This window comes from Pseudomonas fluorescens (genome assembly GCF_902498195.1).
GTDB lineage: Bacteria > Pseudomonadota > Gammaproteobacteria > Pseudomonadales > Pseudomonadaceae > Aquipseudomonas > Aquipseudomonas fluorescens_BU.
Window position 1 is genome coordinate 376291 of sequence record NZ_CABVIY010000001.1, and the last position, 25403, is coordinate 401693.

Sequence of the window (25403 nt, forward strand, 5' to 3'; positions counted from 1 at the left end):
CCTGCAATCAGGTCGACGACAAGGCCGCCTTGCTTGTGGCTTGAAAGGCTAGCTGAAAAAAACCGCAGGACTCGATCAACGAGCAGATCCCCATCCCATGTGGGAGCGGGCTTGCTCGCGAAGACGCCGGCACATTCAGCCTATATGTCGCCTGGCACACCGCCTTCGCGAGCAAGCCCGCTCCCACAAGTGATGCGCCTTGAGCCACTTCAGGGTTTTGCGTCCCCGAACACCGGGCGGAAAAAGCTGCGCTCATAGCTGAGGATGCAGCGGGTTTCTTCGGCGTACTTGAAGGCGGCGATGCAGTCCGGGTCGCTCGCCGACTGTTGCCGGTAGGTTTCATAGGCCGAAAGGCTTTGGAAGGTGAACATGGCCAGGGCGATGTTGTTGGCGCCTTCGGACGGCAGGAAGTAGCCGTGATGCTGGCCACCGAATTTTTCCACCAGGGGAATCCACAGCTTGCCGTAGTGCTCGAACGCTTCGAGCTTGTACGGGTCGAGCACATATTTGAGGTAGCACGTGACCATCGGTTTTCTCTCTGATTGGTTAGTGATGGGTTGAGTCGTTGGGTGGATCGGGCAGCACCCGCACCGTCAGTTGCGGCAGGTCCTCGCCACAGGCATCGCGCTTGAGCCATTCGGCGGGTGGCGCTCCCACCACGTTGAGGAAGGTGCGGGAGAACGAGGCTTGCGAGCTGTAGCCCACCGAGGCTGCGATCACCTTGATTTGCACCCCTTCGCGCAGCAGGTCCTGGGCCAGTTTCATTCGCCAGGCGGTGACGTAGCCCATCGGCGAGATGTCCATGATCCGGGTGAAGCACGCCGAGAATTTCGACCGCGACATGTTCGCCAGCCGGGCCAGTTCTTCCACCGTCCAGCGTGCTTCCGGTGCCTGGTGAATGCGGTTGAACACCGTTGCCAGGCGTCCGTCCTGAAGCGCATACAGCAGGCCACTGGCGATCTTGCCTTCGCTCACCGAGCGGCGCACCAGCAGTACAAAAATGTATTCGAGCAGCAGGTTCAGTGCCTTGGTGCGGCCGGGGGCCTGGTCCTGGAATTCATTGATCAGGGTGCCGAGCAGCGGCGCGAGGTTTTCGAGTTCGCGGAAGGGAAACACCAGGGTTTCCTTGAGCCCGAGCGGGAAGGGTTGCAGGGCATTGCGCCCGAACCGGAACGAGGCGCAGATCAGCTCCGCGCCTGGGGCGGAACGGGAGCGCAGCTGATAACGGCAACTGCTGGGACAAAACAGCACGCTGGGTTCGCTGATGGCGATTTTCGGCAGCCCCGGCTGCACCATGTCGACAGTGCCGTGACTGATCACATGGATAAACGCCATGCCCGGCGGCTTGTCGAGCACCAGCGTGCCGTCCACGGGACCGGCGAAAAACAGTCGGCCCTGCAGGTGCGTGCGTTCGAAGAATTCGGAAAGGATATCCATGTTGGAGACGCCCGGGTAAAGACTCTGCACGTCCTGGCAAAAGCGCGGCAGGGCGCGGTCGTAGGATGCAGTGCTCGCCGATGGTAATCAACGCCCCTTGCGGGTGCCATGGCACTGAGCGATTTTTTCGTCCACGACCGGAGTCCACCGCTATGAGCAACGATTCGATTCGCACCGCTTCCCCGTACGCCGACCCGGCAGAGCCGGCATTGCCGGATCCGGGCATGAAGCTGGACCTGTCGCGCACCGCGCTGGTGGTCATCGACCCGCAGATCGACTTCCTCAGCCCCGAAGGCGTGAGCTGGAGCGTGTTCGGCAAGAGCATCGTCGAGCACGACGTGGTCAACCACCTCGGCCAGTTGTTTGCCGCGGCCAAAGGCGCGGGCATCACTGTCGCTGTTTCCCCGCATTACTACTACCCGTGCGACCACGAATGGCATTTCGGCGGGCCGCTGGAAAAGGTCATGCACAGCATCTGCATGTTCGATCGCAAGGGGCCGCTGACCCTCGACGGTTTTGAAAACTCCGGCGCCGACTTCATGCCCGAGTTCAAGCCGTACATCCTCGACGGCAAAACCATCATTGCCTCGCCGCACAAGGTGTACGGTCCGGAAACCAACGACCTGGCGCTGCAACTGCGCAAGCACGGGGTGTCGCAGGTCATCCTGGCGGGCATGGCGGCCAACCTCTGTGTCGAGTCGCACTTGCGTGAACTGCTGGAGCAGGGCTTCGAAGTGGCCGTGGTCCGCGACGCCACCGCCGGCCCGACCACCCCCGAAGGCGACGGTTACCTGGCGGCGCTGATCAACTACCGCTACATCGCCAACGCCCTGTGGACCACGGCGCAAACCCTGGACTACCTCAAGGTTTGAACATCCTGCCCCTGTAGGAGCTGCCGCAGGCTGCGATCTTTTGATCTTGGATTCAAACAATCAAAGGATCGCAGCCTCGTTTCACTCGACAGCTCCTACAGGAGGGCGTACAGCCAATTAGGGTTACCGTGGATGGTCCTCCCGATTACCCGGTCCCTGTAGGAGCTGCCGCAGGCTGCGATCTTTTGATCTTGCATTCAAACAATCAAAAGATCGCAGCCTCGTTTCACTCGACAGCTCCTACAGGGAAGGCGTACGGCCATTGAAGGGTTATCGTGGATGGTCCTCCCGGGCGGCGCGGGCGAATTCGATGAATGCCTTGAGCGTTGCCGGCACATGGCGGCGGCTCGGGTAATACAGATGCAGGCCGGGGTAGAAGGGGCACCAGTCACTTAACACCTGGATCAGGCGCCCATCGGCCATGGGCGCCTGGACCATGTCTGCAAAAACGTAGGCGAGACCGACGCCCTGCAGCGCCGGGCCGACCATCAGGCTCACGTCGCCCAGGGTCAACGGTCCGTCGACTTCGATTTCCTGGGCGATACCGCCGCGCTCGAACTCCCAGCGGTACAGCGAACCACTCGGAAAACGATGGCGGATGCACGGCAGGCCGTGAAGGTCTTCGGGTGTGTGCGGGACCGGGTGCCGCTCGAAAAAAACCGGCGAGCCCACCACCACCGAGCGCATGTAGGCACCGATGGGCAACGACACCATGTCGGCCTCCAGCCGCGCGCCGAAGCGCACACCCGCATCAAAACCGCCGGACACCACATCCACCAGGCCGTCGTCCGCCACAACCTCCAGTTTCACGTCCGGATACTCCTCCAGGAACCGGCAGGCCAGCGGCAACAGCACCAGTTCGGCCGCCTGGCGCCCGGCCGTGATGCGCAGGCTGCCCGAGGGCTTGTCGCGGTAGTTGTTCAGGTCTTCCAGGGCATCGTCGATGTCGCGGAAGGCCGGTTTCAAACGCGCATGCAGGCGATCACCGGCCTCGGTCAGGCCAACGCTGCGGGTGGTGCGGTTGAACAGCCGCACGCCCAGCCGGTTCTCCAGGGTGCGCACCGAATGGCTGAGCGCCGAAGGCGTCACGCCCAGCTCGACCGCCGCGCGGCTGAAGTTCAGGTGGCTGGCGACGCACAGGAAGATCGAGAGATCAGCCGCCGAGGGCGTTTTCATTTGTGAGCACCTTTCACAAAGCCATGCAAAATTATTGGGATTATCACATCAGTAGAGCAGATCTACAGTGGCGTCAACTCATCAAGAAGGCCCGGCAATCACGCTCGGGTCGCTGACAGGAGGAGTTGATATGCGTACCTGGCTCATTACTGGCGCTTCCCGTGGTTTTGGCACTCTGATCGCAGAACAGGCGCTGCGTGCCGGCGACGCGGTGATCGCCACGGCCCGTAAACCCGAAGACGTCATCGCCAAACTGGGCGATCATCCGAACCTGTTGGCCGTGCGCCTGGACGTGACCCGCGAGGAGGAAGCGCACCAGGCGGTGGCAGAAGGCATCAAGCGCTTTGGGCGGATCGACGTGCTGATTAACAATGCAGGGTTCGGTGTGTTGGGCGCGGTGGAAGAAACCAGCGCCAGCGAAACCGAGCGCTTGTTCGCGACCAACGTCTTCGGCGTGCTCAACGTGACCCGCGCAGTCCTGCCGCACATGCGCCGCCAGCGGTCCGGGCATGTGATCAACATTTCCTCCATCGGCGGCTATCAGGCCTACATGGGCTGGGGCGTCTACGGTTCCACCAAGTTTGCGGTGGAAGGCATCACCGAAGCGCTGCATCAGGAACTGGCCCCACTGGGCATCCATGCCACGGTGGTGGAGCCGGGGTTCTTCCGCACCGACTTCCTCGACGAGCAATCGCTGGTGAAAACGGCGCTGGAGTTGCCGGACTACGACGAGACGGTGGGTGCGATGCGCAAGCATGCCGAGGCGGCCAACCACGCCCAGCCGGGTGATCCGCAGAAGTTCGCCGAGGCCATGCTGGCCCTGGTCAATGCACCGAATCCGCCGCAACGCCTGGCCCTGGGCAGCGACACCATCGCGCGGATCGAAGCGAAGAACCGCTTTGTCGCACAGGAGTTGGCCGAGTGGAATGAGCTGGCGTTGTCGACGGACTTCAAGGACTGACAGCAACACACCAAACTTGTAGGAGCGAGCCTGCTCGCGAAAGCGGTACATCAGGCAACGACATTGTTGTCTGATACACCGCCTTCGCGAGCAGGCTCGCTCCTACAGGTTTTTTGGGTGACTGATCAGCGGCATTCCAGGCAGAAATAGGGCATCACGTCGGAGCTGGCATCGTAGCCATTGCTGCCATCGGCGTAATGATTCTGCCGCAGCCGGTCAGACCCGCCTTCCGCCACCCGTGTACCGCGCATTGAGTTGTAGCCGCCCGCTGCGACGCTGTTCTGCTTCAAGCGGTCGGAACCGTCCGATGCCAGCTGCCGTTCTCTCAGGCGATCGGCCCCGCCTTCGGCGAGTTGGCGTTCCTTGAGACGATCGGCGCCGCCTTCGGCGAGTTGACGTTCCTTGAGGCGATCGGCCCCGCCTTCAGCGAGTTGCCGTTCCTTCAGGCGATCCGCACCACCTTCAGCGACCTGATTCTGTTTGAGTTGCCGTTCTCTCAAACGGTCAGCACCGCCTTCAGCCACCTGATTGCCCTTGAGACGGTCCGCACCGTCCGCGGCCAGTTGTCTTTCCTTGATGCGGTCGGCGCCGCCTTCGGCAACGTTGTGCACGGCGGTATCGGCACCGCTGGTTCCGGCGCCCGATTCGGCCGCGTGAGCGTTCGCCGCGATAAAACCGAGGGCTGAAAAGAGCGCAATGCCTAATACAAGGTTGGGGGTGTTCATCATGTTCACCTAATGAGTCAGGGGTGGGTTCAAGCAACAATCGGGCAGGCATGAATGCCCGGCTTTCGCAGCCCTGACATTCGATGCCTGCATCTTAATTGGCTTAAAAATCCCGTCACTTATGCATAGGTTGTCCAGGCAAACACCCAGGTATTAACGGCCCATACGCAGGTATGGCCGGTCATGTTCATTCGGCAGGCAGCACCGGCGGTTTTTTCTGGTCCTTCAACAGAAACACCACGAATTTGGCCGGTTTGTCCTGGCTGGCGTTGCGGCCCACGGTGTGGATGTCCTCGGGGCCTTCGTGGAAGCTTTGCCCCGGCGTCAGCGTGACTTCCTTGCCACCCTTGACGCCCATGACGATGGTGCCTTCGAGCACATAGACGAAGCCATGGGCGTCGTGCCGATGAACCGGGTCGGCGCCGCCCGGCGGGTACTCGACGGTGAGGATCATGACTTCCTTGCCGGGGTAATCGGGCAGTGCCGTGACCGACACTTCCTTGACATCCGGGTGCGGCGCTTCGGCAGCCAGGGCCGGTGCGGTGGCGGTGAATGGCAGCGCAAGCAGGGCGAAAAGAACGGGGGTTCGCATGGGACGCTCCTGATGAGGATAGAGGGTGGGGGCCAGTGTCTGCCTGTCAGGCGCTGGTGCTCTTGAGCCATTGATCGAAGTGAATCTTGCCGAGGATCGGGTTGGCGCCCGGCGTCAGCGACTGGTCGTTGATAACCGCGCCGTAGTAACCGGCGTTATCGTCGGTGATCACTTCGCGCCCATCCCCGGTGTGTTGCAGATAGGTTTTGGCAAACGACACCAGCGGTTGCTTGTCGGGGCCCGCCACTTCCTCGGTCTTGCCCGTGGGGGCCGCCACCGCGATGCTGGCCAGTGCCGCGGCAACATCGGCCGAGGCAATCGGCTGCAGGGCCGCCGAGGTCAAGCGAGCGGTGTCACCCTGCATGCTGTATTGGACAATGGCGCCGATGAACTCGAAAAACTGCGTGGCGCGCAGGATCGAGTAAGGCACGCCGGCTTTCTTGATCAGTTCTTCCTGGGCCATTTTGGCGCGGAAGTAGCCGCTTTCGAGCATGCGCTCCGTGCCCACCACCGAGAGTGCAACGTGGTGCTTGACCCCGGCGGCCTGCTCGGCGGCGGCAAGATTGCGCGTGGATTTTTCGAAGAATTCGAGCACCGCGGCGTCTTCGAACGAGGGTGAGTTGGCGACGTCGACCACCACGTCGGCACCTTGCAGCGCGGCCTGCAAGCCTTCCCCGGTCACCGCGTTGACGCCGGTGCTTGGCGTGGCGGGCACGACATCGTGTCCACCTTCGCGCAGGAGTGTGCACAGCTGTTTTCCAATCAAGCCTGTACCGCCGATGACGACAACTTTCATGATCGTGCCTCCATTTGTGGGTGTGGGGTGGCGAGGGGTCATGTCACGTACGTTGTGAGTAGCCTAGTCTAGGCGGGCGAAAGCGCGGCGTGGATCGGCGGGATGGACGGCGGGCTTGGGCCTGGCGCCCTGGTCATGATCAAATGGCGGCCATTTTTTCGCTGCACGCGGGAGCTGTAAATGAACAAAACGCTCGTGATGACCCTCGTCCTGACCCTGGGTGCAGGCCTGCTCGCCACACCCGCGAGCGCCCAGGGTGATGCCGAGGCGGGCGGGAAACTGTTCAAGCGCATGTGCAGTGGCTGCCATCAGATCGGCGAGTCGGCGAGGGCGTTTTTTGGTCCGCAACTCAACGGTGTCGTGGGGCGGACGGCCGCCAGCACCACGGACTATCAATACTCCGACGCGATGAAGTCCTCGGGCATTGTCTGGAGCCGGGAGAAGCTGGCGGCGTACATCGAGGCACCGAAGACGGTGGTGCCGGGCACGCGGATGATTTTCTGGGGGATCAGCGATCAGGAGAAGATCGATGATTTGCTGGCGTATCTGGAGACCTTTCCTACACCGTGAGTCAGTACTCGATGTGTTGAGTCTGGCGCCGCCTTCGCGAGCAAGCCCGCTCCCACATCAGATCCCGTTTCTTCAGGAGAATACGGTCAAATGTGGGAGCGGGCTTGCTCGCGAAGGCGACGGTTGTCTCGCCAAAAACTTTGGATCAGTTTACGGACTAACGCCGCAATTTGGCGCAGTGATCCTGCTCCGGCTGCGCCGCCGTATACCAGACATAATCCGCGCTTTCGGCGCTGACCGTCTTGCCTGCCTCAGCCAACACCAGCACCACGTTACCCTCGCCAGCACCCAGGTCCTTCAAGTGCAGCGGCACCCCCAGGTCCTTGCGCACATGGAACGCCCCGGCCAGCAGCACCGCCGGCGTCGGTGCCGCGAGCAGGCGCTCGGCCATGCGCCGGTCACGCTGTTGCTGCACGGCGAGCATCGCCGGCATTTGCGCTTCGGGCAGCAAGCCGCAATGGGACTCGCGGATGTCGTCCAGCAAGGTCGCTTGCACCTGTCGGGTGGTGGACGCTTCGCCGGTGAGGGTCGGGCGCTGTTGGTAGATCTGCATGATCTGCGCCCGATCGAGGTTGGCCGACAGCAACGGGTAGGGTTGGCGCAGGGCATAGGTGACCAGTGCGCCGTAGACGCCCCAATCCCAGTTCGCTTGCCAGGCCAGCGCCTGGTAAGGGTCGGCCGGTGGTTGGCCGGCACGGGTCGCGGCCTGGGCCGCGTCGATTTTGTCCTGCTGGTTGGGGTTGAGCATTTCCATCAGCAGGCTGCCTTGCGGACGCTGGCTGGCCAGTTCGCGCAGCAGCCACAGTTGCAGGGCATGGTGGTCGGGGTTGTCGTGTTGTTCACCGACCAGCACCCGTGGTGCGACCGCCAGACGCTCGACCAGCTCCTGGGGCGTGAGGGTTCGCCCGCTGGCGAGTTCGCGGATCACGCCGAGATCGGCATGATCCCGACCCGGGGCAATCGCTGCCGGGGGCGGCGAGACGGTGTGGGATTGGCAGGCAGCCAGCAGGCTGAACAGGCATAACAGCAGAATGCGCATCGGTTTTCCTTATTAGACGGTGCCCCCTCATACAGGAGGGGGCCGGTATCAGCGCGCGATAATCAACGGGTGGCCGCGTTCCGGGTGCCGGTGAATCAGCACTTGCAGCCCGTACACCGCCTCCAGGGCGTCGGCGGTCAGGACGTCATCGGGCGTGCCGTAGGCGTGTGGCCGACCGTCCTGCAACAGCAACAGCTGATCGCAGTAACGGGCGGCGAGGTTGAGGTCATGGAGGATCACCAGCACCGCCGCGCCGCGCCCGGCGAAATCGCGTACCGCTTGCAGAATGGTGTGCTGGTGCAGCGGGTCGAGCATCGAGGTCGGTTCGTCGAGCAGCAGCGTCTGCCCCTTGGCGCCCGGCCACAGTTGGGCGAGGACCCGCGCCAGGTGCACGCGCTGGCGTTCGCCTCCGGACAAGGCCAGGTAACTGCGCCCGGCCAGGTGCAGGGCGTCGGCGGCACCGAGTGCCTCGGCGACGATTTCGGCATCGCGCACCCGACCGCTGGCGTGGGGCAAGCGACCCATGCCCACCACTTCATTGACCGAAAACGCGAAGTTCAGGCTCGAACTCTGCGGCAGCACCGCCAGGCGTCTGGCCCGCTCCTGGCCCGGCCAGTCGGCGAGTGGGCGCTCGTCGAGGCTGACCTTGCCTTCACTGGCCGGCAGCTCGTCGCACAAGGCGGCGAGCAGGGTGCTTTTCCCGGCGCCATTGGGCCCCAGGACGCCAAGGACTTGCCCCGGGTGCAACTCGATATCGATGTCCGCCAGCACCGTGCGACTGCCGCGCCGGACCAGCAGATTGTTGGCGCGCAGCATCAGGAACGCCCCCGTACCAGCAGATAAAGGAAGAAGGGTGCACCGATGAGTGCGGTGACGATACCGATGGGCAGCTCGGCCGGCGCCAACAGCAGGCGGGCGACCAGATCGGCCAGCAGCAACAGGCTGGCACCGGCGAGGAGGGACGCCGGCAGCAACACCCGGTGATCCGGGCCGACCAGCAGCCGCATCAGGTGTGGCACCACCAGCCCGATAAAACCGATCAAGCCTGCGGCAGCGACGGCGGCACCGACCCCCAGCGCCGTGCACAACACCAGCTCAAGCTTGATCCGCTCGACATTGAAACCCAGGTGACGCGCTTCGGACTCTCCCAGCAACATCGCATTGAGGGCCGCCGCGCGCCGTGGCAACCACAGCGCCACGCCCACCGCCACGATCAGCAAGGGCCACAGGCGCGGGTAGCTGGCGCCGTTGAGGCTGCCCAGGTTCCAGAAGGTCAGGGTGCGCAAGGTGGCGTCATCCGCCAGATAGGTGAACAGACCGACGCCGGCACCGGCCATGGCTGTCATCGCCACGCCCGCCAACAGCATGGTGGCGACGTTGGTCTGGCCATTGCTGCGACCGAAGCGATAGACCACCGCCGTGACGACCAGGCCACCGGCAAAGGCGCACACCGACAAAAGATACGGTTCGATCGCCGGCGGCACACCGCCGAGCATACTGCCGCCAACGATGGCGAACGCCGCGCCCAGTGCCGCACCGCCGGACACCCCGACCAGCCCCGGATCGGCCAACGGGTTGCGAAACAACCCTTGCATGGCCACCCCGGACAGGGCGAGCACCGAGCCGACCGCGATGCCGAGCAAGCTGCGCGGCAGGCGGATCTGACCGAGGATCAGCTCCGCCTGTTGCGTATCGCCACCGCCGACCGGCAGCCCGAGCAGGCGCAACCCGGCGAGCAAGGTATCGCCCAACGGCAGGCTGACCGGCCCGAGGGCCAGCGACAGCCAGAACACCAGCAGCAACAACAGACCCAAAGCGATCAGCATCGGCCGGGGCCGAACGATGGCCGTCATCGGTTGTTCTCGGCAGTCTGGATCGCTGTCGACGGATAGAACGCCTTCGACAATCTCGTCAGGGCATCCGGAATCCGTGGGCCAAGACCACCGACCAACAGCGTCGGATCGATCACCAGCACCCGGCCTTCACGGCCGGCCTGTGTCTGCGCGAGGATCGGATTCTGCTCCAGCAGGGCCGCCCGCGCCGCATCCCCTTCAAGACGACCACCGGCAAAAATGATCACCTGTGGGTTCAGGGCCAGCATCGCCTCGTTGGACACGGGCTTGTAGCCGTTGTGTTCGGTGAGGTTCTGCCCGCCGGCCTGAGTGATCATCCAGGCCGCCAGCGTGTCCTTGCCGGCCGCTTGCAGATTGCCGCCGGAATGGCTGAGCAGCATCAACACCCGAGGCGCAGGGTTTTGCTGTTGCGCCTGCTTGACCCACGCGGCCTGAGTTTCCAGGCGCTGCTGATAACCGGCGATCAACGCCTTGGCTTCATCAGGCTTGCCGAGCAGTTGCCCAAGCTCGGTCAGGTTGTGTTGCAGCGAAGGCACATCGGCTTTGGCCGACAGCAATTCGATACGCACCCCGGCGGCCTTCAGTTGCGCCAATACCGGCGGCGGGCCCATTTCGGCGCTGCCCACCAGAATGTCCGGCTTCAGCGCCAGGATGCCTTCGGCCGCCAGTGCCCGCTGGTAACCGATGCCCGGCAGGTTGTGCAGCGAACGCGGGTACTGGCTGGTGCTGTCGACCCCCACCAGTTTGCTCTCGCCACCGAGGGCGACCACCCATTCGCTCAACGCTCCGCCGGCGCTGACCCAGCGCTGGGGCAGGCCGTCGGCCACGGCCATCTGGCTGAGGAGCACGCCGGCGCAGGCCAGCAGTGATTTGATTCGCATCGCAAGACTTCCTTAGTCGATCAGGACGGTGGCGGTTTCGGCCAGGGCACGCCAGTCGTCACGCTCCGGAATGCCCGGCTTGCGCACGCCGAACAGCTGGATGACCAGTTCACCGTCGGCATCGAAACCTTCGTAGCTGGTGATGATGCCATCGACGCTCGGCTTGCGCACACGCCATAGCTCGGTCACCCCGGTGGTCTTGAGGTGCAGGTTGAAGTGCGGGTCGAGCACGTTGAACCAGGTGTCCATCCAGCGCAGGTTGCTCACGGGCCCGGAGTGAATCTGGATGCAGTGCTTGTTGCCGACGAACACCATGATCGGCACCTCGCCCTTGCCTGCGGCTTCGATGACGTGGGTCAGCTCGACGGTGGCCAAGGGTTCGGCCCATTCGTGACCGGCCAGGCGCAGGGCTTGGGTGCGCGCCACGTCGTTGCGCTTGAGCAGGGCGAAGAAATCGTGGGTGTCCTTGAGTTGCGACCATTCGCTGCGCAGGGCGGCAGCGTCAACGTCAGCATCGGCGCGCGGGGCCTTGGCGTCCGGCAGGGGTTGCAGGTTCAGTTCGGCGCTTTGCTCCTCGGCACGGAAACGCTCGACCAGCGGCGCCCAGGCGGCATCTTCGCTGGTGTCGGTGAGGAATACCTTGTGCACGGCCACGCCCTGGCGGTCGAATACCTGAATGCTGCGCTGCGGGCCACGGGCGGTGGCCTCGTCGATGGCGAACACGCTGGCCCAGCCGCTGAGGAACAGGCGCAGGTCGATGTCCGGCGACAGCACCATGCCCATCTGACCGCTGCCCATCACCGTCACGTCGGCGTACACGCCCTTGCGCTCGTGCACGCAATGCTCGTTGCGGGTCAGCGCCATGATGTAGCCCAGCTCGCCGAGTGCCGGCAGCAGCGCCGCCCATTCCGGCCGCAGGCGCACGGCATCGGTGCCCAGGCGGCTGGCGGTCAGCTCGGCCTCGCTGACACCCAGTTCCGCGGCGGCATCGCGGGCGCGCAGGCCCGATTGCCCGGCGCGCAGCTGTTGCCATTGCTGGTACAGCGCCGGGGCTTCGGACAGGGCAGTGGATTGAGCGGTCATGTGAACTCCTTCAGGGTCATCGGTTCGCCGTGAGGGCGAATTCTATTGGTATTTCCACGCGGCTGGGCACGGCCCGGCCATCGACAATTTCGGGGCGAAACCGCCAGTTGCCCACCGCTTCCAGCGCGGCTTGATCAAGGCTGTCCACGCCTGAGGAACGGCTCAGCACGCGCTTGAGCTGCTGGCCGCGTTCATCCAGGTGCACCTCGACCCGCACGATGCCTTGCTGATTGCGCCGGCGCGCCGTGTTCGGATAACGCGGCGCCGGTGGCGGGGTCACGAAACTGGGGCGCAGGCTGACCACCGGCGTGAGCGGCGGTGCCGGGGTGATCATGGCGGGAGGCAGGGTGACGGCCGGTTTGGCCGGGGCCGGCGCGGCGGTTTGCGCGGTTGAAGCGGGTGCGCTGGCGGGCTGGACCGGACGGGGTTCGGCATGTTGTGGCGGTGAAGCTGGCTGCGGCTTTGCCGATGGGGATGTCTTGACGATCGCCGGTTGGGCGCTGACGGGCAGGGGTTTTACGGGCAGGGACTGCGCTTTGGCCGGCACGTAGGCCTTGGGCAACGTGACCGGTTGCGGCACTGGCCGAGGTGTCGGTTCTTGCACCACAGAGGGGGCCGCGACGGGTTGGGGCAGCGGTTCAAGACTGACCAGCTGAATCGCCATCGGCGGCTGCCAGGCCAAGGGTTCGGGCGCCGCCTGAAGCTCACGCAATAGCCAGCCAGCGCTCACATGCAGCGCGACCGACAGCAGCAGATAGCCCCCAAAGTGCTTCATGTACGTTCGTACTTATTCTTAAAAAGAACGCACATGATAATAATTTGCATTTGCGTGTCAAGCTCGTTTATCTTCGCCCCCCGCTGCCAAGCAAGCGTTTGGTTCAGGCCTTCACAGAAGGGCCTCAAACGCCGCATTTCCAACAAAATCAAACACATGCCGGACAGCTCCAGCCGCTGGAAAACGCCCGTCCCAGGGCCTTGCAACGCATGACGGCTGTCTGACCACCAGGAGTAACCCAGATGTCGATCCGCCCGCCATTCGCCCAACGTCCCTGGCTGTCCTTGCTGTTGCTGTCGCCATCGTTGGCCCTGGCCGCAGAGCCCGTTACCCAGTTCGACACCGTCAGCGTAACCGCCACCCGCACCGAGCAGACCCTGCTGCAAGTGCCGAGCACGGTGTCGGTGCACAACGAACGGGAAATCGACCAACACAACGACAAGGACCTCAAGGACCTGGTGCGCTATGAGCCGGGCGTGTCGGTGGAAGGCACGGGCAGCCGGTTCGGCACGACGGGCGCAACCATTCGCGGCATCAACGGCAATCGCGTGTTGACCCAGGTCGACGGCGTGCGCATGCCGCAGAGTAACTTCTTCAGCCCGTTCCAGGACGTGCGCAGCAACTACGTTGACCTCGACACCATCAAGCAGGTGGAAATCATTCGGGGCCCGGCGTCTTCGTTGTACGGCAGCGACGCCATCGGCGGGGCGGTCAGCTACCTGACCAAGGATGCCGGCGACTACCTGGAAGCGGGCGACGACACCTACGCCCGCTTCAAGACCGGTTATGACGGCAGCGACGACAGCTGGCAGCGCAGCGCCACGTTCGCGGCCCGTGAAGGTTCGGTCGACGGCCTGTTGCATTTGGGGCGTCGCGATGGCCAGTCCACCGATACCTGGGGCGGCACCGGTGGCGTCGGCGCTTCCCGCGAGGAGGCCAATCCGCTCGACTACACCACCCGGAACCTGCTGGCCAAACTGGGCTGGGACTACGCCGAAGGCGACCGCCTGCAGTTCACCTACGAGCGTTATCAGGATGACGCCAATAGCAACCTGCTGAGCGACGTGGTCACCCGCGCCACCCTGACCAGCCCGGCGATTCTCGGTTCCACGGCCAAAGACAGCATCGACCGCACCCGCTACAGCCTGGCCCATACCCTGAGCCTGGACAGCCTGCTGGCCGACCAGCTGCAATGGCAGCTGAACTATCAGGAAAGCGGCAATAACCAGAAGACTTTCCAGCAGCGCCAGACCACCGCCCGGGTGAACCGCGTGCGCACCCGCGACTCGCAATACGACGAGCGCCTGTGGAGCCTGAACACGCAACTGGATAAAGAATTCGCCCTCGCCGATACCCGGCACCACCTGATCTATGGCGCCGAGGTCAAGCGCATCGAGGCCAGCAACCTGCGCAAGGGCAGTGAAGTGCGGCTGGACACCGGCGCCACCGTGCCGGCCACCGAGAACTTCCCGGTCAGTGACTTCCCGGACCCGACCAGCGAATCCCTGGGCCTGTTCGTGCAGGACAGCATCGAGATCGGCCGCTGGACCCTGTTGCCCGGCGTGCGTTACGACTACTACCGCCAGACGCCGCATGTCACCGATGAGTACCTCAATGGCCTGCCGGCGCAAACCGATCCATCGCGCATCACCGACGATCACATCTCGCCGAAATTCGCCGTGACCTATCAGCTGACCGAACACGAAAGCGTGTACGGCCAGTACGCTGCCGGTTTCCGCGCGCCGAGCGCGATCAACATGTTCGGCGAATTCAGCAACCCGCAGTTTGGCTACCAGCAGATCGGCAACCCGGACCTGAAACCGGAAACCAGCGACAGCTACGAATTCGGCCTGCGCGGGCGCTACGACCTGGGCAGCTTCGGCATCGCGCTGTTCTACAACAAGTACAAGGACTTCATCGACACCGACACCGTGCCGGACCCGAACGGCACCGGCCTGCTGACCTTCCAGCCACGCAACATCGGCAAGGTGACCATTCGTGGCGCCGAAGCCAAGGGCGACATCAAGCTCGACGCCTTCATGCCGGCCGGCACCCGTGCCCTGGGTTCGATTGCCTATGCCCGTGGCAAGGACGAAGAAACCGGCCAGGCGCTGAACACCGTCGACCCGCTCAAGGCCGTGCTGGGTCTGGGCTACGATGCGCCGAGCGGGGTGTATGGCGGCCAGTTGACCTGGACCCTGGTGCAGGCCAAGGACCGCGTCGACCACACGGGCGATGCCGATCTGCTGATCAACCGCCAGTTCGAAACCCCGGGTTACGGCACGCTCGACCTCAACGCCTGGTGGCAGGTGACCGAGCAGGTCTCGATCAACGCCGGGCTGTTCAACGTGACCGATCAAAAGTACTGGAGCTGGGGTGACGTCCAGGGCCGCGATGAAAACGCCACCGGCCTCGGTCGCCTGACCCAGCCGGGGCGTTACGGTGCGGTGAACGTCATCTGGGAGATCTGATCGGCGCTGAACAACCTCTGTAGGAGCTGCCGAAGGCTGCGATCTTTTGATCTTTTAAAACCAGGATCAAAAGATCGCAGCCTTCGGCAGCTCCTACATTGACGGCCGGGGGGACTGGCCGGCACGCGTCGATTGTGGGAGTGGGCTTGCTCGCGAAGAGGGAGTGTCAGCCGACATCCATGCTCACTGACCCACCGCCTTCGCGAGCAAGCCCGCTCTCACAGGGGGAGTGTTTTTACCGATCTATCGCAGCCAGCGCCCGGGCAACCCCCGCGCCATAGAACGGATCAGCCTTGGTGCAGTGGGTGATGTGGCGTTGCTGCACTTCCTGGCTCACGCCGCTGAGCGAGCGCGCGGTGTTGTCGAACAGCGCCTGTTTTTCCGCTTCCGTCATCAGGCGGAAGAGGTTGCCCGGCTGTTCGAAATGATCCTCGTCCACGCGATGGTCCCAATGCCCGGCCGCGCCGGCTATCTTCAACGGCGGCTCACGGAAGTCCGGCTGGTCGGCCCAGGCGTCCTGGCTGTTGGGCACATACGCCAGCTGGCCACCGTGGTTGCCATCGACGCGCATGGCGCCGTCGCGGTGGAAGCTGTGCACCGGGCAGCGAGGGGCGTTCACCGGGATCTGGTGATGATTCACGCCCAGTCGATAACGCGCGGCGTCACCGTAGGAAAACAGCCGCGCCTGCAACATGCGGTCCGGCGAAAAGCCGATGCCGGGCACCACGTTCGACGGTGAAAACGCCGCTTGCTCGACGTCGGCGAAGACGTTCTCCGGGTTGCGGTTCAGTTCGAAATAACCCACTTCGATCAACGGAAAGTCTTGATGCGGCCAGACCTTGGTCAGGTCGAACGGATTGACCGCGTGGTCGTGGGCCTGGTCTTCGGACATGACCTGGATGTAGAAGGTCCAGCGCGGAAAATTGCCCGCCTCGATGCTGTCGTACAGGTCCCGATGATGGCTTTCCCGGTCCTGGCCGATCAGCGTCTGTGCCTGCTCATCGCTCAGGTTCGCAATGCCCTGCTGCGACTTGAAGGTGAATTTGACCCAGTGCCGTTCGTTGTAGGCATTGATCAGGCTGAAGGTGTGGCTGCCAAAACCGTGCATGTGCCGGTAGCTGCGCGGGATGCCGCGCTCGCTCATGACGATGGTCACCTGGTGCAGGGCTTCGGGCAACGAGGTCCAGAAATCCCAGTTGCTTTGCGCATTGCGCATGCCGGTGCGCGGATCACGCTTGACCGCGTGGTTGAGGTCCGGGAAACGCAACGGGTCACGGAAAAAAAACACCGGGGTGTTGTTGCCCACCAGGTCCCAGTTGCCCTGTTCGGTATAGAACTTCAGGGCAAAACCACGGATGTCGCGCTCGGCATCGGCCGCGCCGCGCTCGCCGGCCACGGTGGAGAAACGGGTGAAGATCGGCGTTTGCTTGCCTACCTCCGAGAACAGTCGGGCCTTGGTGTAGCGCGTCACGTCGTGGGTCACGGTGAAGGTGCCGAACGCGCCGGAACCCTTGGCGTGCATGCGTCGCTCGGGGATCACTTCGCGGTCGAAGTGGGCGAGTTTCTCCAGCAGCCACACATCCTGCAGCAAGGCCGGGCCACGAGGGCCGGCGGTCTGGGTGTTGTAGTTGTCGACGACGGGGGCGCCGTTGGCGGAAGTCAGTTTGTTTTTTGGCATGGCACGGTGTATCCCGGTTAAGTTTTTAGTTACACGGAAAGAGTGGAAGTATTGAACTAAGCAAACTAGCGATAACGAAAATAATATGGGTTTCAACGCAGCGATGCATGGCTGCTAACGGTAAACAAATACATGCCTGGGCGTGACCCGGTCATACCAAGGTGTTAAGAAAGTGCCGGGCGTTCAAACCCGGCGTTTCAACACCGCTTCAATGCAGGCCAGCAACGCACCGGTATCGAATGGCTTGGCGAAATAACCCTCGGGCTGGCGCACATTGGCGCTGAATTTCGGCGGCATTCCCGACTGCCCGGTGATAAACAGGGTGGGGATGTGGGTGTTCCTGGCCGCCAGTGCCTCGTACATCCGCACGCCGCACATGCCGGGCATCTGGATATCCGATATCAGGCAATCGGTCTGCTCGGGTCCATTGGATTGAAGAAACGCATAGGCACTGTTGTAGGTTTTTACTGTGTAACCGTAAGAACGCAATAAACTGTCCATTGAGATAAGAATGAGTTCGTCATCATCAACAACTGAAATAATAGGTGCGTTAAGCATGTAAAAACCTTGCGTCATTGCGAGTGGCGCTAAGTGGCGCCCGCCATAGTTGCAAGATACGCGCTCCCTGAAAGCGGAAAAGTATACTTGCGTATGTTTGTTTGTTTCTCGTTAATTGCGATGGCTTGACGCCGCTTGTGTAGGCGCTGCCGCAGGCTGCGATCTTTTGATTTTCTATTGATATTGATACCGCTGAAGATCAACAGATCGCAGCCTGCGGCAGCTCCTGCAAGAGCCTTGTTACACCGTGGGCGGTTTGTGGGGCATTCAGCCTGGCTGTTCATTGCGACAGATGGTCCTCGATCAGCGAAAGGAAACGCGCGTTGTGCCGTGTGCATTCTTCAAAGAAGCGTTTGCTGGCGGTGTCCTTGTTGGCAGCGGCGCATTCGCGGTAATCGCGCAGCAGGGTGTCGACGGCCCGCAGTCGGCGCGCGCCCCTGGAAATGCCGCTCAGGCACTCGGCGAAGCACTGCGGTTGCTGGATCTCATTGAGACGGTACAGCGCCTCGGCTTGCGCATGGCCGCCCAGGTCAGTGATGGCCTCGACCAGAAAGCCGGTGTAGTCGGCATTGGCGCGCACCAGTCGATGGAACAACTGCTGCACCGGCAGGAAGCTGACAGTGTGCAGGGTCTGCTGGCTCCCTTTGAGCAGCGCCTGGAGGTTCAGCGCGGTTCCCAGGGTCTGGGTCAGAACGTCTATGATTTCCACACGCTCGGCGGTCGACAGGGAGGAATGCGCGCCATAACGACTGATGCGCAGCGGATGGCTGACAAGGTAGAGCCTTTGTACTGCGTTCATGACAACCGTCCCCCTGGCCAGCACGCCGGCGCGATGAGTTGAAGTTCGAGGTGACCAGCGTAAATCGACGGGGTCTGGATAACACTCCTACCTCAAGACGGCGGCCTAGCACATGGGGCTATGGCGCTCATACCCGGGTATGAGCGGTTAGCACTGAGGTAGGAGTGCCTGGCGCCTGCGGGACGACTTACAGTGCGTAGTCCTGCACCAGGACTGAGGAGAAATCATCGATGCTCACGTTCTTGCAGGCTCATCCGTTGATCTGCGGGGTCATCCTGATCCTGATCGACCTGGCGTCCTGGCAGTTGATCGGCGCCACCCGGCACAATCTGCGCCTGAGTGTGCGCCTCGGCATTTTCGTGGCCTTCAGCTGGGTCATGACCGCGGCCGGCATCAGTCCATTGCAACCGCCGCTGTGGCCGGACGACGCCATTCTCAACCTGATGGGCACGGTGCTGGGCATCGGCTGGTGGCTGTTCGCGGCCAGGACCCTGACCATCATCCTCGGCTATGGCCTGACGTCCCGCGTCGGGCACAGCGCACGCTTGCTCTACGACTTGATGGGTGCGGTGATTTTCCTGATCGCCATCGTGGCCGCCGCGGCCTATGTCCTGCAGTTGCCGGTCAAGGGCTTGCTGGCGACCTCCGGGGCGATGGCGATCATTGTCGGCCTGGCGCTGCAAAGCACCTTGAGCGATGTGTTTTCCGGGATCGTGCTCAACACCACCAAGCCCTACCAACTCAACGACCGGATTTCCATCGATGGCACCCAGGGCAAGGTGGTCGAGATCGATTGGCGCTCGACCCACCTGATGACCGACATGGGCGGCATCGCCGTGGTGCCCAATTCGGTGGCGGCGAAAGCGCGGATCATCAATTTCAGCCGGCCCGGTGATGTGAACGGCATCAGTGTGATCATTGCCGTGCCCAGCAGCGTGCGCCCGCGCCGGGCGATCGACGCCCTGGAAAAAACCTTGCACGGGACCCGGGCGCTGCTGCAATCGCGCTCGGCCAAAGTCTCGGTCAAAAGCTCCCACCTGGACTACACCGAGTACGAACTCAAGGGGTTCATCGCGTCCGCCAAGAACAAGAACGAGGTGTGCAACCTGATGTTCGACCTGGCCCATCGTCACCTCGAAGCCGCGGGTGTCAGCTGGGGCCATGGCCAGGACGAACAGCGCTGGAACCGCCAGCGCCGGCTGCTGGAGGATGTGCGGATTTTTCGCTCGCTGAGCAACGACGAGCGCGACCGGCTCGCCGACGAAATGACGCCGGTGGACTACCAGGCCGACGAAGTGATCCTGGCGTTCGGCGAGGTTGCCGATTGCCTGATGATCATCAGCACCGGGGTGGTGTCCGTGTCGATCCACGATGATGAAAAACTGGTGGAAGCGGGGCGCATGGGGCCGGGTGAAGTCATGGGCGAGGAGGGCATACTCACCGATAGTCCGTCGCGGGGCGAGTTCCGCAGCATCACCAGCGGTCGACTGTTTCGTATCGAAAAAACCGTGTTCGGCAACCAGCTGGAACACCTGGGCGAGCTGAAAACCGCCTTGGGCAACTTGCAGGACCAGCGCCAGGAAATCCGCGAGACCCTGGTCATGCAAAAGCCTGTGGAGATCAAGAAAAGCAGCTTGTTCCAGTGGTTGCTGCAAAGAAGGTGACCTCGCCTGTCACCGAACACCCTCGCCACAGGCTTTCGCGATCAGGCGCTGGCGGGGTACTGCGAATTGAGCAGCGAGCCCCACTGGTCCTGGTTGTCCGGTCGGCGATAGAACACCACCAGGCGCCGGGCCACTTGCATTGCCATCTCGCGACCGACGTCGGCCTCGACCAGGGCCAGGGCCAGGTCGATACCGGCGCTGACCCCGGCAGATGTCCAGATCGAGCCCTGCTGGACATAAATCGCTTCGCGGTCGAGTTCGATTTGCGGATACAGCCGCTCGAACAGATCGGCCACCACCCAGTGGGTGGCCGCGCGTCGACCGTCGAGCAGGCCGGTCCGGGCCAGCAGGAAAGTGCCGCTGCACACCGACGCCGTGCGCCGGGCCCGGGCCGCGATATTGCGCAGGGCTTCCACCAGCGGGTTGTGTTCGCCCAGGGTCTGGCGGACGTTTGGCGTGCCAGGAATCAGCACTGTATCGATCGCGGCGTCGGCAAACCGGTCAAGGCATTGGGTTTCCACCACCAGGCCCTCGGCGGTCTGGATCGGTCCGCCGTCCAGGCTCGCGGTGTGCAGTGCATAGCCCGGCAGGCCGCGTTCGACCAGGGCGTTATTGGCGGCAAAAAAAACAGTCTGGGCCCCCGTCAGGTCCAGCAGGCCCATCCGTGGATAGGCGAAAAACAGAACGATGCGCGGTGACAGCCCGTCATCGCCGGCGCTTGCGGGGCATTTATTCTTGTCGTTGATTGACACTGTTTGATTTCCTCGTGTGAGTTCACAGACCGAAACAGCAGGGAAGAACGGTTATTCATCGTCGCTGGAGGTGGTCAGCGGTATCGCAAACATGAACTGCGTCCCGACATCCACCGTGCTGGCGACCCAGATGCGGCCGCCATGGAATTCGATAATGGAACGGCAGATCGCCAGCCCCATGCCCAGGCCATTCTGTTTGGTGGTGAAGAAGGGATCGAACAGGGTGGCGAGGATGTCCTGCGCGATGCCGTGGCCACAGTCGGCGACTTCCAGCACGGCTTCGTTGTCCTGGCGCGAGGTGCGGATGCGCAGGGTGCGCGGCCGGTCATGGACCTCGGCCATCGCCTGGCAGGCATTGATGATCAGGTTGATGATGACCTGCTGCAATTGAACGCGGTCGCCTTTCACACAGGCGCCACCGGTGCCCGCTTCCAGGGATGGCCGGACCTGATGACTGGAAATCTCGTGCTGCATGAGATTCAACGAGTCGCTGACGATCGTGTCGAACACTTCGGTCTTGCGCTGGACATCGCTCTGGCGCGACAGCGCGCGGATGCAGGCGATGACCTCGGACGCCCGGCAGGAATTCTGGATCATCCGGTCCAGTGACCGGCGTGCTTCATCCAGGTTCGGCTCCGGGCGGTTGATCCAGCGTTTGCACGACTCGCCGCTGGTGATCACCGCGGCCAGGGGCTGATTGACCTCATGGGCAATGGAGGCGGCCAGTTCGCCCATGGAGGTGACGCGCGTGACATGCGCCAACTTGGCCTGGGAATGAAACAGCGCTTCTTCGGCCTGCCTGGCCGCCGTCACGTCCATCACGGCGCCGACATACTCCACGCGCCCGTGATGATTGAACAGCGGGTTGGCGATCATGTGCACGTGCTTGATACGCCCGTCGAGCATGACCAGGCGATGTTCCACTTCAAGATGGTTTTCCTGGCGCGCGGCCCGCTGCAGGACGCTGTCGACGATGTGCAGGTCATCGGGGTGAGTGCGGGCCTTGATCAAGGCAACCGTGGGCGTGGTGTCCAGCGGGTACTCGAAAATGCGCGCCGACTCGGCCGACCACGACACGGTTTCATCCTTGTCGATGATGAAACCGATGCTGCCGGTGCGACTGAGTTTTTGTGCGCCCAGAAAAAAAGCTTCCTTGCGCTGCAGGCTTTCGGAGGAGCGTTTGCTGCGCAGGGCCAGCAGGGTGATGGTGGTCAGCGCGATCAGGCAACGCACGAATCCGGCGATGAGCCTTTCGTCACGATAGCCGGCGTCGGCGATGAAACTGAACGTCAGGAAGGCCGCGCAACTGGCCGCGACACCGACGAAGACGGGAACGGAGAAAATATTGGCCGACATGAACACCAGGGTGATGTAGAGCAGCGTCGGCGCGACATCGGCGTCCAGTAGTGAATTAATAATAAAGATCATGCTGCCCACCGCGATGGCGGCCAGCCAGGCTATTGCATCCGATAAAAAAAGTTGTTTGCAGCGTTTAATGATAGACATTTGTTCTTCCGGATTTTTGCTATCTAACGGCAACTCGCTCGGTGCTGTTGAGACCGGGCAAACTCTTCATGAGGTTTACGTGCGAAACGGCTCCTGCAAGAAAAAACGCCCGCCAAAAAAACGAGTGGCGGGCGCTTGGGAAATGTCCCGGCGCAGCAAGGAGTGGGCTGTCCGGGAAGCGGGTAATTAACAGTTCACCTTCAACTTGAGATCACTGGGCGAAACCAGGCAGGTGTGGCGCGGCCTGTCTTCGCAGTCGATTGAATGACAGCAGACGCATGACATAGCCCAGCTTGATGGCGGTCGGGCCCAGAATTGTCATGGCGTGGGCAACGATCACACTGGGCAGCGTCAGGTACTGGTCCAGGCCGTACGCCGCGATGGCCCCGACGATCAAGGCGATCAGCCCGCCGACCAGCAGTGCGCCAGACAACTTCAACACCCGGTACGGATCATCAAAAAAATCAAACATATCGATTACCTGCGGTGAGCGTGTTGAAGGGGGCCGACGGCTGGCGGCTGACGTGGTCGGCCGCCGTTAGCGGCCAACCACGGGCGTATCAGGCCACCGGGATCAGCGGATCGGCCGCGGCCAGCGCAGCGGCGCGATCGGCCGCCGGTGGATAGATCCACACGGTGTTGATCTGGGTCTTGAGTTCCTTGGCTTCGTGCTTGACCAGTTTGACCTGGCGATCCCAGCCTTCGGTGAACACCGCGCCCCAGGCGCCGAGGTCGAGGCAGGTGACGTACTTGGGCTGGCTGTACGCCATCGGTTCCACGCCCAGCAGCTCGGCGGCCACGTTGTTGCCGGCATAGCGGCCAAGGGCAATCGCGTGCTGGCAGGACATCGCGGCGAAGTTGCCCAGGTCATCGGTCGCGGCGTAAGCCACGTCGCCGCTGGCGTACACGTCGGCATGACCGCGCACTTTGAGGTGCTGGTCGACATGCAGGCGGCCCTGGCGATCACGGGTGCCTTGCACTTGCTCGGTCAAGGGGCTGGCGCGGAAACCGACGGTCCAGATCACGGTGCTGGATTCGATGCGCTGGCCATCGGCGAGGGTGACACCCCCGGCATCGACCGAGGCGACGCTGGTGCCGAGAATCCACTCGATGCCCAGGTGCTCCGACGCTTCGACAATCGAAGGACGAATGCCATCGCCCAGGCTCGCGGCGATTTGCGGGGCGAGGTCGACCACGATCACGCGGATGTCGGCGTTTTCACCGAGCACGGCCCGCAGGCGCGCCGGCATTTCGGTCGCGGTCTCGATACCGGTGAAACCACCGCCGGCCACCACCACGGTGTTGCGGGCCGCGCTGGCGGGCAAGTCGCGGAGCGAATTGAGGTGGGCTTCCAGTGTGCTCGCCGACTCGATCTGATCGACATCGAACGCGTGCTTCAGGCCTTCCACCGGAGGACGCATCAGCTGACTGCCGGCAGCGAGCACCAGGCGGTCATAACTCAGCTGGCCCTGGGCGCCTGAGGCCTTGGTGTAGCTGACCTGTTTGTGGGTCTCGTCGATCGCGTCGGCCGAACCCTGGACGAACTTCACGCCCACGGCATTGAACAAGTCGGTCAGCGGCGCCTTCATGTTGTGTACGTTGGGCTCGTAGAAACGCGGGCGGATGCGCAGCTCGGCCTGAGGAGCCAGAACGGTGATCTCGACGTCATTGCGATCGTGCTTGTCCAGCAGACGGGCAGCGCTCAACGCGCTCCAGACACCACCGAATCCTGCACCGATAATCAAAATCTGTTTCATTGTTTTAGCTCCTGAAGAATCATCGAGGGCATGAAAGAATGTTGCGACTTAAACAAACCACGCCGGACAGGCGAGTTTGGTTTTGACCTGGAACAAATGTTATTCCAGGGACTTGTATCTGGCACTTCTACATAGGGTCAATCGAAGTATGACTAAGTATTACCAGGCTATACCAAGGTTTAGTTGCGCTCTTTGATCACCTGTTAGTTATGCGAGGTGAGCGCGCTCTCGATGCAGTCCAGCAACTTTTCGGTTGAAAAGGGTTTGGGGAAAAAAGCCAGCGGTTTCAGCGTGTTTGCGCTCAGCGGGCGCTGTGCGTCGGGGTTGCCGGTAATAAAGATCACCGGAATATGGATGCCCATGGCGGCCAGTGCTTCATACATTTCAATGCCGTCCATCTCGGGCATTTGTATATCCGAGATCAAACACGAAGTACGGCCCGGGTTATCGCAGAAGAGAAACTCATGGGCCCCGGCGAAGGTGCGTACTTTATAACCGCTGGAGCGCAATAAACTGTCCAGCGCCATTCGGACGGATTCATCATTATCGACAACGGCAATCATTGCCTCACTGCGCATAGTTGTGTCCTGCGTCGAAGCGGAAAGCACTTAGAGGCTCTCCGCCATCATTGCAAGATACGCCGTCGCCGAGCAATACACACACTATACGTGGGTATAGTCACCGGATAACGGGCTGGGCCGAAATGACCTCGGACATTCGCACCAGATCGGCAAATGAGCGCGCCCCCATCTTGCGCATGGCCTGGCCGCGATGGATTTTCACGGTGATTTCGCTGAGGCCGATTTCCCCGGCAATCTGCTTGTTCATCAACCCCGACGCCGCCAACGCCATCACCGTCTGCTCGCGCGCGGTCAGCGTTTGATGGCGCTCACGCAATTGATCGGCATAGCGCTCGGACTCGCGGCGCTGCTTGTCCCGCGCATGGGCGGTGCTCACGGCATCGATCAGGTCCTGTTCGCGAAACGGCTTGGTCAGGAAATCCACCGCCCCGGCCTTCATTGCCCGCACCGTCATGGCGATATCGCCGTGCCCGGTGATGAATACGATCGGCACGGTAATGCCCGCGGCGGCCAGCTGATTCTGGAAGTCCAGGCCGCTGCTGCCTTGCAACCGCACATCCAGCACCATGCAACTGGCGGTATCCGGGCGCTTGTAGTTCATGAACTCGGCCACCGAGCCGAACAGCTCGACCCGCAAGCCGATGGAGCGCAACAGACTGCCGAGGGCTTCGCGCAAGGGCGCGTCGTCGTCGACGATGAAAACAATAGGTTCACAGACCGTGTGCTTGTTGATGAGTTGATGCTCTTTCATTACGGGTTCCCAAGGTTTTTTGTATACCGCTGCCCCCGGTGTTCCTGGCAAAAAAGGGGCTACATTAAACGCCTCTCCGACAGGAGGCATTCATGCTTGTGGAAGGTCGTTTAATACTTTGGTTTA

The 25403-nt window shown here is 62.4% G+C and carries 27 protein-coding genes; 6 read left to right on the forward strand and 21 right to left on the reverse strand.

The features are described 5' to 3' along the window. Positions 1 to 209: 209 nt before the first annotated feature. A complete protein-coding gene (locus F8N66_RS01635) occupies positions 210 to 527 on the reverse strand; it encodes an NIPSNAP family protein (protein ID WP_150768511.1) in 318 nt (105 codons plus the stop codon). Positions 528 to 546: 19 nt separating this feature from the next. Next, positions 547 to 1437 carry a helix-turn-helix transcriptional regulator gene (locus F8N66_RS01640; protein ID WP_150768512.1) on the reverse strand — a complete coding sequence of 297 codons (891 nt, stop codon included), beginning with the start codon at positions 1435 to 1437 and terminating at the stop codon, positions 547 to 549. Between the two features lie 152 nt (positions 1438 to 1589). On the opposite strand from F8N66_RS01640, the gene F8N66_RS01645 reads away from it, so the two are divergent. Continuing rightward, a complete protein-coding gene (locus F8N66_RS01645) occupies positions 1590 to 2309 on the forward strand; it encodes a cysteine hydrolase family protein (protein WP_150768513.1) in 720 nt (239 codons plus the stop codon). Positions 2310 to 2579: 270 nt separating this feature from the next. Here F8N66_RS01645 and F8N66_RS01650 read toward each other — a convergent pair whose 3' ends face one another. Beyond that, the gene (locus F8N66_RS01650) at positions 2580 to 3485 is read right to left on the reverse strand and encodes a LysR family transcriptional regulator (protein WP_150768514.1); all 906 of its coding nucleotides are present in this window, start codon (positions 3483 to 3485) and stop codon (positions 2580 to 2582) included. Between the two features lie 130 nt (positions 3486 to 3615). Between F8N66_RS01650 and F8N66_RS01655 the strand changes: the two genes are divergently transcribed. Next, a complete protein-coding gene (locus F8N66_RS01655; protein WP_150768515.1) occupies positions 3616 to 4446 on the forward strand; it encodes an oxidoreductase in 831 nt (276 codons plus the stop codon). A gap of 125 nt (positions 4447 to 4571) precedes the next feature. Here F8N66_RS01655 and F8N66_RS31615 read toward each other — a convergent pair whose 3' ends face one another. The 3 genes from F8N66_RS31615 to F8N66_RS01670 all read right to left on the reverse strand — a co-directional run bounded on the left by F8N66_RS31615 (position 4572) and on the right by F8N66_RS01670 (position 6559). Then, positions 4572 to 5171 (reverse strand): phage infection protein, encoded by a 600-nt coding sequence (locus F8N66_RS31615; RefSeq protein WP_224790420.1) that lies wholly within the window; start codon positions 5169 to 5171, stop codon positions 4572 to 4574. 187 nt (positions 5172 to 5358) lie between these two features. After that, positions 5359 to 5763 (reverse strand): cupin domain-containing protein, encoded by a 405-nt coding sequence (locus F8N66_RS01665; RefSeq protein ID WP_150768516.1) that lies wholly within the window; start codon positions 5761 to 5763, stop codon positions 5359 to 5361. A 46-nt stretch (positions 5764 to 5809) separates the two neighbouring features. Beyond that, entirely contained in the window at positions 5810 to 6559 is a 750-nt protein-coding gene (locus F8N66_RS01670) for an SDR family oxidoreductase (RefSeq protein ID WP_150768517.1), read from the reverse strand. 180 nt (positions 6560 to 6739) lie between these two features. Here F8N66_RS01670 and F8N66_RS01675 point away from each other — a divergent pair, with 180 nt between their 5' ends. Then, positions 6740 to 7129 (forward strand): c-type cytochrome, encoded by a 390-nt coding sequence (locus F8N66_RS01675; RefSeq protein WP_150768518.1) that lies wholly within the window; start codon positions 6740 to 6742, stop codon positions 7127 to 7129. A gap of 157 nt (positions 7130 to 7286) precedes the next feature. Here F8N66_RS01675 and F8N66_RS01680 read toward each other — a convergent pair whose 3' ends face one another. The 6 genes from F8N66_RS01680 to F8N66_RS01705 are packed head-to-tail and all read right to left on the reverse strand — an operon-like array spanning position 7287 to position 12760. Continuing rightward, the gene (locus tag F8N66_RS01680; RefSeq protein ID WP_150768519.1) at positions 7287 to 8168 is read right to left on the reverse strand and encodes a ChaN family lipoprotein; all 882 of its coding nucleotides are present in this window, start codon (positions 8166 to 8168) and stop codon (positions 7287 to 7289) included. 48 nt (positions 8169 to 8216) lie between these two features. Further along, complete coding sequence (locus F8N66_RS01685) at positions 8217 to 8984, reverse strand: heme ABC transporter ATP-binding protein (RefSeq protein WP_150768520.1); 768 nt, start codon at positions 8982 to 8984, stop codon at positions 8217 to 8219. Continuing rightward, entirely contained in the window at positions 8984 to 9967 is a 984-nt protein-coding gene (locus tag F8N66_RS01690) for a FecCD family ABC transporter permease (RefSeq protein WP_191622902.1), read from the reverse strand. The genes F8N66_RS01685 and F8N66_RS01690 overlap by 1 nt, the downstream gene beginning before the upstream one ends. 50 nt (positions 9968 to 10017) lie before the next feature. Beyond that, positions 10018 to 10902, reverse strand: coding sequence for a heme/hemin ABC transporter substrate-binding protein (locus F8N66_RS01695; protein WP_150768522.1), 885 nt, complete (start codon positions 10900 to 10902; stop codon positions 10018 to 10020). 12 nt (positions 10903 to 10914) lie between these two features. Further along, positions 10915 to 11985: a hemin-degrading factor gene (locus F8N66_RS01700; RefSeq protein ID WP_150768523.1), complete on the reverse strand. Its 1071-nt coding sequence runs from the start codon at positions 11983 to 11985 to the stop codon at positions 10915 to 10917. Positions 11986 to 12001: 16 nt separating this feature from the next. After that, positions 12002 to 12760 carry an energy transducer TonB gene (locus F8N66_RS01705; RefSeq protein WP_150768524.1) on the reverse strand — a complete coding sequence of 253 codons (759 nt, stop codon included), beginning with the start codon at positions 12758 to 12760 and terminating at the stop codon, positions 12002 to 12004. A 242-nt stretch (positions 12761 to 13002) separates the two neighbouring features. Here F8N66_RS01705 and F8N66_RS01710 point away from each other — a divergent pair, with 242 nt between their 5' ends. Next, a complete protein-coding gene (locus tag F8N66_RS01710) occupies positions 13003 to 15231 on the forward strand; it encodes a TonB-dependent hemoglobin/transferrin/lactoferrin family receptor (protein ID WP_150768525.1) in 2229 nt (742 codons plus the stop codon). Positions 15232 to 15466: 235 nt separating this feature from the next. On the opposite strand, the gene F8N66_RS01720 is transcribed toward F8N66_RS01710, so the two are convergent. The 3 genes from F8N66_RS01720 to F8N66_RS01730 form a co-directional block, all read right to left on the reverse strand. Next, complete coding sequence (locus F8N66_RS01720; protein ID WP_150768527.1) at positions 15467 to 16909, reverse strand: catalase; 1443 nt, start codon at positions 16907 to 16909, stop codon at positions 15467 to 15469. Positions 16910 to 17092: 183 nt separating this feature from the next. Next, positions 17093 to 17467 (reverse strand): response regulator transcription factor, encoded by a 375-nt coding sequence (locus F8N66_RS01725; RefSeq protein ID WP_150768528.1) that lies wholly within the window; start codon positions 17465 to 17467, stop codon positions 17093 to 17095. Positions 17468 to 17747: 280 nt separating this feature from the next. Beyond that, complete coding sequence (locus F8N66_RS01730) at positions 17748 to 18266, reverse strand: hypothetical protein (RefSeq protein WP_150768529.1); 519 nt, start codon at positions 18264 to 18266, stop codon at positions 17748 to 17750. A gap of 230 nt (positions 18267 to 18496) precedes the next feature. On the opposite strand from F8N66_RS01730, the gene F8N66_RS01735 reads away from it, so the two are divergent. Next, positions 18497 to 19930 (forward strand): mechanosensitive ion channel family protein, encoded by a 1434-nt coding sequence (locus F8N66_RS01735; RefSeq protein WP_150768530.1) that lies wholly within the window; start codon positions 18497 to 18499, stop codon positions 19928 to 19930. 41 nt (positions 19931 to 19971) lie between these two features. On the opposite strand, the gene F8N66_RS01740 is transcribed toward F8N66_RS01735, so the two are convergent. After that, entirely contained in the window at positions 19972 to 20682 is a 711-nt protein-coding gene (locus F8N66_RS01740; RefSeq protein ID WP_224790421.1) for an AraC family transcriptional regulator, read from the reverse strand. Positions 20683 to 20733: 51 nt separating this feature from the next. Next, the gene (locus F8N66_RS01745) at positions 20734 to 22110 is read right to left on the reverse strand and encodes a sensor histidine kinase (RefSeq protein ID WP_224790422.1); all 1377 of its coding nucleotides are present in this window, start codon (positions 22108 to 22110) and stop codon (positions 20734 to 20736) included. Between F8N66_RS01745 and F8N66_RS31430 the strand changes: the two genes are divergently transcribed. Further along, positions 22109 to 22378 carry a hypothetical protein gene (locus F8N66_RS31430; protein ID WP_191622919.1) on the forward strand — a complete coding sequence of 90 codons (270 nt, stop codon included), beginning with the start codon at positions 22109 to 22111 and terminating at the stop codon, positions 22376 to 22378. The two genes, F8N66_RS01745 and F8N66_RS31430, sit on opposite strands and share 2 nt — an antisense overlap. A gap of 21 nt (positions 22379 to 22399) precedes the next feature. On the opposite strand, the gene F8N66_RS01750 is transcribed toward F8N66_RS31430, so the two are convergent. The 4 genes from F8N66_RS01750 to F8N66_RS01765 form a co-directional block, all read right to left on the reverse strand. Then, positions 22400 to 22660, reverse strand: a complete 261-nt coding sequence (locus F8N66_RS01750) for a transmembrane sensor/regulator PpyR (protein ID WP_150768532.1) — start codon at positions 22658 to 22660, stop codon at positions 22400 to 22402. An 88-nt stretch (positions 22661 to 22748) separates the two neighbouring features. Then, entirely contained in the window at positions 22749 to 23945 is a 1197-nt protein-coding gene (locus F8N66_RS01755) for an NAD(P)/FAD-dependent oxidoreductase (RefSeq protein ID WP_150768533.1), read from the reverse strand. A 203-nt stretch (positions 23946 to 24148) separates the two neighbouring features. After that, positions 24149 to 24523 (reverse strand): response regulator, encoded by a 375-nt coding sequence (locus tag F8N66_RS01760; RefSeq protein ID WP_150768534.1) that lies wholly within the window; start codon positions 24521 to 24523, stop codon positions 24149 to 24151. A 100-nt stretch (positions 24524 to 24623) separates the two neighbouring features. Next, entirely contained in the window at positions 24624 to 25277 is a 654-nt protein-coding gene (locus tag F8N66_RS01765) for a response regulator transcription factor (RefSeq protein WP_150768535.1), read from the reverse strand. Between the last annotated feature and the right edge of the window lie 126 nt (positions 25278 to 25403).

Excerpts from the sequence above, each read along its gene's own strand:
- F8N66_RS01635 (WP_150768511.1), bottom strand. The coding sequence starts at position 527 with ATGGTCACGTGCTACCTCAAATATGTGCTCGACCCGTACAAGCTCGAA.
- F8N66_RS01640 (WP_150768512.1), bottom strand. The coding sequence starts at position 1,437 with ATGGATATCCTTTCCGAATTCTTCGAACGCACGCACCTGCAGGGCCGA.
- F8N66_RS01645 (WP_150768513.1), top strand. The coding sequence starts at position 1,590 with ATGAGCAACGATTCGATTCGCACCGCTTCCCCGTACGCCGACCCGGCA.
- F8N66_RS01650 (WP_150768514.1), bottom strand. The coding sequence starts at position 3,485 with ATGAAAACGCCCTCGGCGGCTGATCTCTCGATCTTCCTGTGCGTCGCC.
- F8N66_RS01655 (WP_150768515.1), top strand. The coding sequence starts at position 3,616 with ATGCGTACCTGGCTCATTACTGGCGCTTCCCGTGGTTTTGGCACTCTG.
- F8N66_RS31615 (WP_224790420.1), bottom strand. The coding sequence starts at position 5,171 with ATGAACACCCCCAACCTTGTATTAGGCATTGCGCTCTTTTCAGCCCTC.
- F8N66_RS01665 (WP_150768516.1), bottom strand. The coding sequence starts at position 5,763 with ATGCGAACCCCCGTTCTTTTCGCCCTGCTTGCGCTGCCATTCACCGCC.
- F8N66_RS01670 (WP_150768517.1), bottom strand. The coding sequence starts at position 6,559 with ATGAAAGTTGTCGTCATCGGCGGTACAGGCTTGATTGGAAAACAGCTG.
- F8N66_RS01675 (WP_150768518.1), top strand. The coding sequence starts at position 6,740 with ATGAACAAAACGCTCGTGATGACCCTCGTCCTGACCCTGGGTGCAGGC.
- F8N66_RS01680 (WP_150768519.1), bottom strand. The coding sequence starts at position 8,168 with ATGCGCATTCTGCTGTTATGCCTGTTCAGCCTGCTGGCTGCCTGCCAA.
- F8N66_RS01685 (WP_150768520.1), bottom strand. The coding sequence starts at position 8,984 with ATGCTGCGCGCCAACAATCTGCTGGTCCGGCGCGGCAGTCGCACGGTG.
- F8N66_RS01695 (WP_150768522.1), bottom strand. The coding sequence starts at position 10,902 with ATGCGAATCAAATCACTGCTGGCCTGCGCCGGCGTGCTCCTCAGCCAG.
- F8N66_RS01700 (WP_150768523.1), bottom strand. The coding sequence starts at position 11,985 with ATGACCGCTCAATCCACTGCCCTGTCCGAAGCCCCGGCGCTGTACCAG.
- F8N66_RS01705 (WP_150768524.1), bottom strand. The coding sequence starts at position 12,760 with ATGAAGCACTTTGGGGGCTATCTGCTGCTGTCGGTCGCGCTGCATGTG.
- F8N66_RS01710 (WP_150768525.1), top strand. The coding sequence starts at position 13,003 with ATGTCGATCCGCCCGCCATTCGCCCAACGTCCCTGGCTGTCCTTGCTG.
- F8N66_RS01720 (WP_150768527.1), bottom strand. The coding sequence starts at position 16,909 with ATGCCAAAAAACAAACTGACTTCCGCCAACGGCGCCCCCGTCGTCGAC.
- F8N66_RS01725 (WP_150768528.1), bottom strand. The coding sequence starts at position 17,467 with ATGCTTAACGCACCTATTATTTCAGTTGTTGATGATGACGAACTCATT.
- F8N66_RS01730 (WP_150768529.1), bottom strand. The coding sequence starts at position 18,266 with ATGAACGCAGTACAAAGGCTCTACCTTGTCAGCCATCCGCTGCGCATC.
- F8N66_RS01735 (WP_150768530.1), top strand. The coding sequence starts at position 18,497 with ATGCTCACGTTCTTGCAGGCTCATCCGTTGATCTGCGGGGTCATCCTG.
- F8N66_RS31430 (WP_191622919.1), top strand. The coding sequence starts at position 22,109 with ATGCTGCCCACCGCGATGGCGGCCAGCCAGGCTATTGCATCCGATAAA.
- F8N66_RS01745 (WP_224790422.1), bottom strand. The coding sequence starts at position 22,110 with ATGATCTTTATTATTAATTCACTACTGGACGCCGATGTCGCGCCGACG.
- F8N66_RS01750 (WP_150768532.1), bottom strand. The coding sequence starts at position 22,660 with ATGTTTGATTTTTTTGATGATCCGTACCGGGTGTTGAAGTTGTCTGGC.
- F8N66_RS01755 (WP_150768533.1), bottom strand. The coding sequence starts at position 23,945 with ATGAAACAGATTTTGATTATCGGTGCAGGATTCGGTGGTGTCTGGAGC.
- F8N66_RS01760 (WP_150768534.1), bottom strand. The coding sequence starts at position 24,523 with ATGCGCAGTGAGGCAATGATTGCCGTTGTCGATAATGATGAATCCGTC.
- F8N66_RS01765 (WP_150768535.1), bottom strand. The coding sequence starts at position 25,277 with ATGAAAGAGCATCAACTCATCAACAAGCACACGGTCTGTGAACCTATT.